10 protein-coding genes are annotated in these 10,636 nt (G+C 72.2%); 7 read left to right on the forward strand and 3 right to left on the reverse strand.

Going from position 1 to position 10,636, the window contains the following annotated elements:
- Positions 1–115 precede the first annotated feature (115 nt).
- The 3 genes from AC07GB_RS09600 to galE form a co-directional block, all read right to left on the reverse strand.
- A complete protein-coding gene (locus AC07GB_RS09600) occupies positions 116–1,408 on the reverse strand; it encodes a GNAT family N-acetyltransferase (protein WP_478843262.1) in 1,293 nt (430 codons plus the stop codon).
- 228 nt (positions 1,409–1,636) lie between these two features.
- On the reverse strand, positions 1,637–2,569 hold the full coding sequence (locus tag AC07GB_RS09605; RefSeq protein WP_478843264.1) for a cation diffusion facilitator family transporter: 933 nt from the start codon (positions 2,567–2,569) through the stop codon (positions 1,637–1,639).
- Between the two features lie 135 nt (positions 2,570–2,704).
- Positions 2,705–3,694, reverse strand: coding sequence for a UDP-glucose 4-epimerase GalE (gene galE / locus AC07GB_RS09610; protein WP_478843266.1), 990 nt, complete (start codon positions 3,692–3,694; stop codon positions 2,705–2,707).
- 276 nt (positions 3,695–3,970) lie between these two features.
- On the opposite strand from galE, the gene AC07GB_RS09615 reads away from it, so the two are divergent.
- The 7 genes from AC07GB_RS09615 to AC07GB_RS09645 all read left to right on the forward strand — a co-directional run.
- Entirely contained in the window at positions 3,971–5,788 is a 1,818-nt protein-coding gene (locus AC07GB_RS09615; RefSeq protein ID WP_478843320.1) for a DUF5941 domain-containing protein, read from the forward strand.
- The gene (locus AC07GB_RS09620; protein WP_478843268.1) at positions 5,785–6,537 is read left to right on the forward strand and encodes a phosphocholine cytidylyltransferase family protein; all 753 of its coding nucleotides are present in this window, start codon (positions 5,785–5,787) and stop codon (positions 6,535–6,537) included. Before AC07GB_RS09615 ends, AC07GB_RS09620 begins: the two co-directional genes overlap by 4 nt.
- Complete coding sequence (locus tag AC07GB_RS09625) at positions 6,525–7,589, forward strand: iron-containing alcohol dehydrogenase family protein (protein WP_478843270.1); 1,065 nt, start codon at positions 6,525–6,527, stop codon at positions 7,587–7,589. The genes AC07GB_RS09620 and AC07GB_RS09625 overlap by 13 nt, the downstream gene beginning before the upstream one ends.
- Complete coding sequence (locus AC07GB_RS09630) at positions 7,567–8,346, forward strand: CDP-alcohol phosphatidyltransferase family protein (RefSeq protein ID WP_150513989.1); 780 nt, start codon at positions 7,567–7,569, stop codon at positions 8,344–8,346. The genes AC07GB_RS09625 and AC07GB_RS09630 overlap by 23 nt, the downstream gene beginning before the upstream one ends.
- Positions 8,347–8,390: 44 nt before the next feature.
- Positions 8,391–9,236 (forward strand): glycosyltransferase family 2 protein, encoded by an 846-nt coding sequence (locus AC07GB_RS09635; RefSeq protein WP_478843322.1) that lies wholly within the window; start codon positions 8,391–8,393, stop codon positions 9,234–9,236.
- A 116-nt stretch (positions 9,237–9,352) separates the two neighbouring features.
- A complete protein-coding gene (locus tag AC07GB_RS09640; protein WP_478843272.1) occupies positions 9,353–10,282 on the forward strand; it encodes an ABC transporter permease in 930 nt (309 codons plus the stop codon).
- A partial coding sequence (locus AC07GB_RS09645) for an ATP-binding cassette domain-containing protein (RefSeq protein WP_478843274.1) occupies positions 10,275–10,636 on the forward strand: 362 nt, incomplete at its 3' end. The genes AC07GB_RS09640 and AC07GB_RS09645, both read left to right, overlap by 8 nt.

Here is a 10,636-nt window from a genome sequence, read left to right on the forward strand (position 1 = left end):
TCGCTTCGGTCTCGGAGCACAAGTCTGCCGTACGACATCGGTGCGCCCGGCACTCCGGGGGCCCCGCATGTCCCGTGCGCGGCGGCCGCGCACGGGACACGCGGGAACGGCGCGGTCAGACGCCGAACGCCGCCGGATAGCTGATCGTCCCGCGCGGCACGCCCGCCGCACCGGCCCGCTCACCGGCCCCGTCGAGGACCAGCGCCATCATCGCCTCGTCCGGCACCTCGAAACTTGGCTTGATCCCGTACCGCGACGCCGGCACGAAGCCGAACCGCGGATAGTAGTCGGGGTGGCCGAGGACGAGGACCAGATGCTCGCCACGGGCGCGCACGGCGCTCAGGACGGCGCGCACCACCGCGGAACCGGCGCCCGTGCGCTGGTACGCGGGGAGCACGGCCACGGGCGCCAGGCACAGCGCCGGTGCGCCGTCCACGTGGCAGCGGGTGATGAGGGCGTGCGCCACGACCTCGCCCTCGAGCGTCTCGGCGATGTACGACATGCCCTCCAGCCAGGCACCGGCGTCCGCGCGCAGCGCGTCCACCAGGTCGGCCTCGGCCTCGGTGGGGAAGGCCGCGGTGTTCACGGCCCGCACGGCCGCCCGGTCGGCGCCGGACACGGCCTCGGGCCGGGTGCGCCAGGCGTCGCCCGCGGGGCGCAGGACGTACCCGGTGTAGCCGTACTCGGCCGCGTGGTCGCGCCGCACGGCGAGTTCCGCGCGGGTGGCGGCGAGCGCCTGCGCCATGCCCGGCGCCCCGGGGTCGGCCGCGTCGGCGCGCGCCCGCAGCGGGGCGTAGTACGCCTCCCAGTCCGACTCCGGCTGGTGGACGACGCCGAGCACGGAGTACCCGGCGGCGAGCGCGGCCCGCGTGTTCTCCTCGGCGCTCCGCAGCGGGTAGTGCTGGTCCCAGAAGGAGCGGGCGGCGGCGGACGGGGTGTCGGTCGTCCACTCGCACTCGGTGAGGACGAGCGTGCCGCCCGGCGCGAGCAGCCGCCGCCAGGACCGCAGGGCGGTGTCGAAGCCGATGCTGTAGGCCGAGCTCTCGGCCCAGATCAGGTCGAAGGATCCGTCGGGGTAGGGAAGTTCGCCCATGTCGGCGGCGACGGCGTGGACGGAGTCGGCGAGCCCGCGCTCCCGCGCGGCGGCGCGGAGTTCGTCGAGGAACGGCTCGTGCAGGTCGACGGCCGTCACCTCGGCGCCGGAAGCGCCCGCCTCGGCGGCGAGGAGCAGCGCGGACCGGCCGGGGCCGCAGCCCAGGTCGAGGACGCGCGGACGGTGGGGCAGCTCACCGGCGAGGGCGAGCAGCCGCCGGGTGGTGGCGTCGGAACCGGGACCCTGCCGGGGCAGGCCGTGGTGCAGGGCGAAGAAGGCGTCGCGGACCGAGTTCTGGATCTCGTGCTGAGTCAACGGGAAAACCCTTGAGTAGAGGGCCCGGCCGCCGTGCAGGTACGCGCGTGGATGCGCAGACGTACGAAGAAGGTCAGCCGTGAGCCCGGGAAGTGGGGATGAACGTGTCGCCGCGCAGTGCGGCGAGGACCGCGACAGTCATCAACCCACCTCCTTCTTCGTCCGCGGGGACGACACGTCCCCTGGTTGCTCAGATGCCCATGCAAGGCCTTGGCCACTGTAACACCCTCAGTGACAGAGCTTCGGCTCGTGCTCCGCGTGACCGCTCGGCTCCAGCTGGAACGTGCAGTGCTCGACGTCGAAGTGGTCGCCCAGGCACCCCTGGAGGGCGTGCAGCATCTTCTCGTGGCCGACGGCGCTGAGCGTCCCGGGGCTCACCACGACGTGCGCGGAGAGCACCGGCATGCCCGAGGTGATGGTCCAGGCGTGCAGGTCGTGGACGTCCTCGACGCCGGGCAGGGCCAGAATGTGGCTGCGCACCTCGGCCATGTCCACGCCCTTGGGAGCCGCTTCGAGCAGGACGTTCAGGGTGTCCCGCAGCAGCTTCCAGGTGCGCGGCACGATCATGAGGCCGATCACGAGGGAGGCGATCGGGTCGGCCGCCTGCCAGCCGGTCAGCAGGATGACCGTGGCCGACACCAGGACCGCGACCGAGCCGAGCGCGTCCGCGAGGACCTCCAGGAAGGCGCCGCGCACGTTGAGGCTGTCCTTCTGGCCGCGCATCAGCAGGAGCAGCGAGACGAGGTTCGCCGCCAGGCCGATGAGGCCGAAGACGATGGTCAGGCCGCCCTCCGTCTCGGACGGCGTGACGAACCGCTGGATCGCCTCGTACAGCACATAGCCGCCGACGCCGAGCAGGAGCAGGCAGTTGGCGAGCGCTGCGAGGATCTCCGCGCGGGCGTAGCCGAAGGTGCGGCTCTCGCTCGCGGGGCGGCCCGCGAAGTGGATCGCGAGCAGCGCCATGCCGAGCCCGAGGGCGTCGGTGGCCATGTGCGTCGCATCCGCGATCAGCGCGAGCGAATCCGCGACGACACCGCCGACGATCTCCACCACCATCACCGTGACCGTGATGGACAGGGCGATGCGCAGCCGGCCCTTGTAGGCGGCCGTCACCGTGCCGTTCGTCGGCGGCGCGTGGCCGTGGTCGTGTCCAGCCCCCATCGCGTGCTCCTCCGGGTCCGTGGCGTGCTCGCCGCCCCACGGCGACGATCACAGTGAACTACGGGTGGGGGGTATCTGGCAACGCGATCGTGAACACCGTTGTCATCTGCACTGGCCTGCGGAAACGCCGCCTCGTCAGGCGGGCCGGGCGGCTCCGGCCTCCGGATGGCGCAGGCACCAGCCCGCCCACGCGGACGCCACCATCTCGCGCACCCCGAGCCCGGCCGTGAAGCCCAGCTCCCGTGCCGCGCGGCGCACGTCCGCCACCGCGCGCGGTGCGTCGCCCGCGCGGCGCGGCTCCACGACCGGCGCGCGGGAGTCCCCGGTGACCTCGGCGATGACGGCCAGGAGTTCGCGAACGGAAACACCTTCGCCGCGGCCGATGTTCACCGTCAGATCGGAGCCGGGGGCGGCGGACCTGCGGGCGGCCGCGAGGTGCGCCCCTGCCAGGTCGCTCACGTGCACGTAGTCGCGCACGCAGGTGCCGTCCGGCGTGGGGTGGTCGGTGCCGAAGACGCGCGGGGCCTCGCCGCGCGTGAGCCGGTCGAAGACCATCGGCACCACGTTGAACACCCCGGTGTCCGCAAGGTCGGGCGCCGCGGCCCCCGCCACGTTGAAGTACCGCAGGCAGGTCGTGGTGATCCCGTGCGCCCGCCCCGCGGCCCGCACCAGCCACTCCCCGGCCAGCTTCGTCTCGCCGTAAGGGCTGACCGGCGCGCACGGGGTGTCCTCGGTGATGAGCCCGGCCGCCGGCGGATCGCCGTACACCGCGGCCGACGAGGAGAAGACGAACCGTGGGACCCCGGCCGCGGCCACCGCCTCCAGGAGCGTCACCAGGCCCCCGACGTTCTCCCGGTAGTAACGCAGCGGCTGCGCCACGGACTCCCCGACCTGCTTGCGGGCCGCCAGATGCACCACGCCCGTCACCGCGTGCTCCGTCAGCACCCGCGCGAGCAGCTCACCGTCGAGCGAGGAACCCCGTACGAGAGGGATGTCCGCGGGCAGCCGCTCCGGCATCCCGGACGACACGTCGTCGAGGGCGACCACCCGCTCCCCCGAGGCGGCCATGACCCGCGCCACGTGTGCCCCGATATATCCCGCTCCACCTGTGATCAGCCATGTCATGGGCGTCCACCTTAGGCGGGCTTGGGCGGTTCGGTACCGCGCGGTTTGTGGCCGCGGGCCGCCATCGACGATGATGATCGAGGCGATCAAGGGCGACGCGGCCTGTGCCGCGCCCCGCAGATCAGGCTGATCGGGGCGTGAACGGGCGGTGAACGCCCGCTTCCCAGCATCCGATAGCCTCTGCCGACATGCCGCCCGGCCGCTTCCCGGCGAGGGCGCCCCCCGCCACGCATGTGCCCGCGCGCGCCGCGCCGGGAATCAAGGAGTGAGTTCGTCCTGTCGACCGCCATCCTCACCGGCCAGCCGGTGCCCGGCTCGCCCCTCGAAGGCGATCTGCGGTCCCTGGGCTTCGACGTGCGGACCGCCCGGGACGCGGCCGACGCCGAGACGCTCGTGCGGGCCGTCCCCGCCGACCAGCGCGTCGCCGTCGTCGACACCCGCTTCGTCGGTCACGTCCACGCCCTGCGCCTCGGCCTGACCGACCCGCGCTTCGCCGCGGCCGCCGTGCCCGGTGCCGTCACCGTCAAGCCCGAGGCCCGCGGCGCGCTCACGCGCGCGCTGCGCACGGCCGTCGGCGCGGGCGGCGCCGGAGCCCTCGCCCTCGCGCCGGACGCGGTGCCCGACCGGCTCGCGCAGGCCCTCGAAACGGCCGACGTGGAGGTGTACCGGCCCGACCTCGGCACCCTCGTCGCGGCCGTGCCCGCCGACCCCGAGGCCCGCAACACCGCCCGCCGGGCCGTCGCCGCCGTCGACGACGAGGCGGTACGCCTGCGCAGCGCGGTCAAGGCCAGGGACGGCTTCTTCACCACGTACTGCATCAGCCCGTACTCCCGCTACATCGCGCGCTGGTGCGCCCGGCGCGGCCTCACCCCGAACCAGGTCACCACCGCCTCGCTGCTCGTCGCCCTGATCGCGGCGGGCTGCGCGGCCACCGGCACCCGCGCCGGCTTCGTGGCCGCAGGCCTCCTGCTCCTCTTCTCCTTCGTCCTGGACTGCACGGACGGCCAGCTCGCGCGCTACTCCCTGCAGTACTCCACGCTCGGCGCCTGGCTGGACGCGACCTTCGACCGGGCCAAGGAGTACGCGTACTACGCGGGCCTCGCGCTCGGCGCATCGGCCGCGAGCGGCAGTGGGGGAGGCGATGACGTATGGGCTCTCGCGCTCGGCGCGATGATCCTCCAGACCTGCCGCCACGTCGTGGACTTCTCGTTCAACGAGGCCAACCACGACGCGACCGCGAACACCAGCCCCACCGCAGCGCTCTCCGACAAGCTCGACAGCCGCGGCTGGACGGTGTGGGCGCGCCGCATGATCGTGCTGCCCATCGGGGAGCGCTGGGCCCTGATCGCTGTGCTCACCGCGCTCACCACCCCGCGCGTCACGTTCGTCGTGCTTCTGGTCGGCTGCGGTCTCGCCGCCTGCTACACCACAGCGGGCCGCGTCCTGCGCTCCCTGACCCGCAAGGCCAAGCGCACCGACCGGGCCGCCACGGCCCTGGCCGACCTCGCCGACACCGGGCCCTTCGCGGGCGCGCTCGCCACGCTCCGGGGCCTGCCGGGCCTTGCCCCGGGTCTCGCCCTCGTGGGTGGGGCGGCCGTCGTGGCCACCTGTGCCCTCACCTCCTTCGGCAGCCCGTGGCCGGTCATCGCCGCCGCCGGGTACGTCATCACCTCGGGCCTGGCCGTCGCGCGCCCCCTCAAGGGCGCCCTCGACTGGCTCGTGCCCCCCTTCCTCCGCGCCGCCGAGTACGGCACCGTCCTGGTACTGGCGGCCGAAGCGGACGTGAACGGAGCCCTTCCCGCGGCTTTCGGCCTGGTGGCCGCGGTCGCCTACCATCACTACGACACCGTGTACCGCATTCGCGGTGTCGTCGCGCCGCCGCGCTGGCTGGTGCGGGTGATCGGCGGGCACGAGGGCAGGACCTTCGCGGTCACCGTCGCCGCCGCCCTGCTGACAAACACAGATTTCACCGTCGCGCTCACGGCGCTCGCCGTGGCCGTGGCACTCGTGGTGCTCGTCGAGAGCATCCGCTTCTGGGTGACCGCGCACAACAGCGGCGCACCCGCCGTACACGATGAAGGAGAACCCGCATGATCGGCCTCGTCCTGGCCGCCGGCGCCGGCCGGCGTCTGCGCCCCTACACCGAAACGCTGCCCAAGGCGCTGGTGCCCGTGGTGGGCGAGGGAACCGAGAACGAGCTGGCCGTCCTCGACCTCACCCTGAAGAACTTCGCCGAGATCGGCCTGAGCGAGGTCGCGATCATCGTCGGCTACCGCAAGGAGGCCGTCTACGCGCGCAAGGAGGCCCTGGAGGCGAAGTACGGCCTCAAGCTCACCCTCATCGACAACGACAAGGCCGAGGAGTGGAACAACGCCTACTCCCTGTGGTGCGGCCGTGACGCCCTCAAGCACAGCGTGATCCTCGCCAACGGCGACACCGTGCACCCGGTCTCCGTCGAGAAGACCCTCCTCGCCGCCCGCGGCGACGGCAAGAAGATCATCCTGGCCCTCGACACGGTGAAGCAGCTCGCCGACGAGGAGATGAAGGTCGTCGTGGACCCCGAGAAGGGCGTCCAGAAGATCACCAAGCTGATGGACCCGGCCGAGGCCACCGGTGAGTACATCGGCGTCACCCTCATCGAGGGCGAGGCCGCCGAGGAGCTGGCCGACGCCCTGAAGGCCACCTTCGAGCGCGACCCCGACCTGTACTACGAGGACGGCTACCAGGAGCTGGTCAACCGCGGCTTCAAGGTCGACGTCGCGCCCATCGGCGACGTCACGTGGGTCGAGATCGACAACCACGACGACCTCGCCAAGGGACGTGAGATCGCGTGCCAGTACTGACGAGGCTCATCCCCTCGCCGGTCGTCGTCGACATCCGGCCGGGGGCGTTGAACGACCTGGCCGGTGTCCTCGCCGACCAGAGGATCTGCTCGTCGACCGGCAAGCTCGCCATCGCGATCAGCGGCGGCTCCGGCGCGGTCCTGCGCGAGCGGCTCTCCCCGTCGCTGCCGGGCGCCGAGTGGTTCGAGGTGGGCGGCGGCACGCTCGACGACGCCATCAAGCTCGCCGACGCCATGAAGAAGGGCCGCTACGACGCGGTCGTGGGCCTCGGCGGCGGCAAGATCATCGACTGTGCCAAGTTCGCCGCGGCGCGCGTCGGCCTGCCGCTGGTCGCCGTCGCGACGAACCTGTCGCACGACGGCCTGTGCTCGCCCGTCGCGACCCTCGACAACGACGCGGGCCGCGGCTCCTACGGCGTGCCCAACCCGATCGCGGTCGTCATCGACCTCGACGTCATCCGCGAGGCCCCGGTCCGCTTCGTCCGCTCGGGCATCGGCGACGCCCTGTCCAACATCTCCGCGATCCGGGACTGGGAACTGGCCGCCCGCGAGCGCGGCGAGGACATCGACGGCCTCGCCGCCGCGATGGCCCGCCAGGCCGGCGAGGCGGTCCTGCGCCACCCCGGCGGCGTCGGCGACGACGGCTTCCTCCAGGTGCTCGCCGAGGGCCTGGTCCTCACCGGCATCGCGATGTCCGTCTCGGGCGACTCCCGCCCGGCATCGGGCGCCTGCCACGAGATCAACCACGCCTTCGACCTGCTGTTCCCGAAGCGCGCGGCGAGCCACGGCGAGCAGTGCGGCCTCGGCGCCGCCTTCGCGATGCACCTGCGCGGTGCCCGCGAGGAGTCGGCGTTCATGGCCGAGGTGCTTCGCCGCCACGGCCTGCCGGTCCTGCCCGAGGAGATCGGCTTCACGGTGGACGAGTTCGTCCAGGTCGTGGAGTACGCGCCGCAGACCCGGCCGGGCCGCTACACGATCCTCGAGCACCTCAATCTGAACACCGACCAGATCAAGGACGCATACGCCGACTATGCCAAGGCCATCGGTAGCTGAACTCCGGCCCGTCGTTCACCCCGCGGGGGTGAAGGACCGGCGCAGCGGTGAGCACTGGGCGGGACGCCTGTACATGCGAGAGATCTCGCTGCGCTGCGACCGGTACCTGGTGAACACCAGGATCACGCCCAATCAGCTGACCTACCTGATGACCGTCGCGGGCGTGCTCGCGGCCCCGGCCCTCCTCGTGCCGGGCATCGCGGGCGCCGTGCTCGGCGTCGTCGCGGTGCAGCTCTACCTGCTGCTCGACTGCGTCGACGGCGAGATCGCCCGCTGGCGCAAGCAGTACTCGATGTCCGGCGTGTACCTGGACCGGGTCGGCGCCTACCTGTGCGACGCCGCGGTCCTGGTCGGCTTCGGCCTGCGGGCCGCGGACCTGTGGGGCTCGGGGCGGATCGACTGGCTGTGGGCCTTCCTCGGCACGCTCGCCGCGCTCGGCGCCATCCTGATCAAGGCCGAGACCGACCTCGTGGGTGTCGCCCGGCACCAGCAGGGCCTTCCGCCCGTGCAGGAGTCGGCCTCCGTGCCGCGCGCCTCCGGCGTGGCCCTGGCCCGCAAGGCCGCCGCCGCGCTGAAGTTCCACCGGCTGATCCTCGGCATCGAGGCGTCCCTGCTGATCCTGGTCCTCGCGATCGTGGACTCGGCCCGGGGCGACCTGTTCTTCTCCCGCCTCGGCGTCGCCGTGCTTGCCGGCATCGCGCTCCTCCAGACGCTGCTGCACCTGGTGTCCATCCTCGCCTCGAGCAGGCTGAAGTGAGCACCCAGGCACAGCAGCCGAAGGTCGGCGCGGTCATCATCACCATGGGCAACCGCCCGCAGGAGCTGCGGGCGCTGCTCGACTCCGTCGCCAAGCAGGACGGCGACCCCGTCGAGGTGGTGGTCGTCGGCAACGGCGCCCCCGTGCCCGACGTCCCGCCGGGCGTACGCACCATAGAACTGCCCGAGAACCTGGGCATCCCCGGCGGGCGCAACGTCGGCATCGAGGCCTTCGGGCCCGGTGGCACCGACGTCGACATCCTGCTGTTCCTCGACGACGACGGCCTCCTGGCGCACACCGACACCGCTCGGCTGTGCCGCGAGGCCTTCGCCGCCGACCCGGCTCTCGGGATCATCAGCTTCCGCATCGCCGACCCGGACACCGGCGTCACCCAGCGCCGCCACGTGCCACGCCTTCGCGCGTCCGACCCGATGCGGTCCTCGCGCGTGACGACGTTCCTCGGCGGCGCCAACGCGGTGCGCACCAAGGTCCTGGAACAGGTCGGCGGCCTGCCCGACGCGTTCTTCTACGCCCACGAGGAGACCGACCTGGCCTGGCGGGCCCTCGACGCCGGCTGGATGATCGACTACCGCGCCGACATGGTCCTGTACCACCCGACCACGGCGCCCTCGCGGCACGCGGTCTACCACCGCATGGTGGCCCGCAACCGCGTCTGGCTCGCCCGCCGCAACCTGCCCGCGCTCCTGGTCCCCGTGTACCTGGGCGTCTGGCTGCTCCTGACCCTGGCCCGGCGCCCCTCGCGGCCCGCCCTGAAGGCCTGGTTCGGCGGCTTCAAGGAGGGCTGGACCAGCCCGTGCGGGCCCCGCAGGCCCATGGGCTGGCGTACGGTGTGGCGCCTGACCCGACTGGGCCGACCTCCTGTCATCTGACAAGCTCTGGTCTGAGAACATTCGGGCCGTATCCCGGTCCCTGGCCCGGCCCCTGCCCGACCTGGCCCGCGCCTACGCCCGACCGGCCGCGCATCTGAAGACGAAAGTTTCCACTCGTGAGTGAGACAACGCAGGACGGTGGGGTCGCGGTGACCGCGCCACCGTCGCCCGACGACGGGCTTTCCCCGGCCGACCTCGCGGCCAAGTACGGTCTGTCCGTCAGCGGTGCCCGCCCGGGCCTCATGGAGTACGTCCGCCAGCTCTGGGGGCGGCGGCACTTCATCGTCGCCTTCTCGCAGGCCAAGCTGACCGCCCAGTACAGCCAGGCCAAGCTCGGCCAGCTCTGGCAGGTCGCGACCCCGCTGCTCAACGCGCTCGTCTACTTCCTCATCTTCGGCCTGATCCTCAAGGCCGACCGCGGCATGTCGCGGGAGGTGTACATCCCGTTCCTGGTCACCGGCGTGTTCGTGTTCACCTTCACGCAGAGCTCGGTGATGGCGGGCGTCCGGGCGATCTCGGGCAATCTCGGCCTGGTGCGCGCGCTGCACTTCCCGCGCGCCTCGCTGCCGGTCTCGTTCTCGCTCCAGCAGCTCCAGCAGCTGCTGTTCTCGATGATCGTGCTGTTCGTGGTCGCGATCGGCTTCGGCAGCTACCCGCGGCTCTCCTGGCTCCTGATCGTGCCGGTCCTGGCCCTGCAGTTCCTGTTCAACACGGGACTCGCCCTTGTCATGGCCCGCCTCGGCAGCAAGACGCCGGACCTGGCCCAGCTGATGCCGTTCGTGATGCGCACGTGGATGTACGCGTCCGGCGTGATGTTCTCCATCCCGGTGATGCTGAAGGACAAGCCGGCCTGGATCGCCGACGTCCTCCAGTGGAACCCGGCGGCCATCTTCATGGACCTGATGCGCTTCGCGCTCATCGACGGCTACGGCTCGGAGAACCTGCCCCCGCACGTCTGGGCGGTCGCGCTCGGCTGGTCCGTGCTCGTCGCGGTGGGCGGTTTCGTCTACTTCTGGAAGGCAGAGGAGCGGTACGGCCGTGGCTGACGACAAGGGCGCCCTGACGCGCCTCCCCACGGTGATCGCGGACGAGCTGCACATCGTGTACCGGGTGAACGGCGGGAAGACGGGCAAGGGCAGTGCGACGGCGGCGTTGAGCCGGATCGTGCGGCGGGGCGAGTCGCCGGGGGTGCGCAAGGTGCACGCGGTGCGCGGGGTGAGTTTCACCGCGTACCGGGGTGAGGCGATCGGGCTGATCGGTTCGAACGGGTCGGGCAAGTCGACGCTGCTGCGGGCGATCGCGGGTCTGCTGCCCGCCGAGCGCGGCAAGGTCTACACCGACGGCCAGCCCTCGCTGCTCGGGGTGAACGCGGCGCTGATGAACGATCTGACCGGCGAGCG

Source organism: Streptomyces sp. NPDC045778 (genome assembly GCF_056431945.1).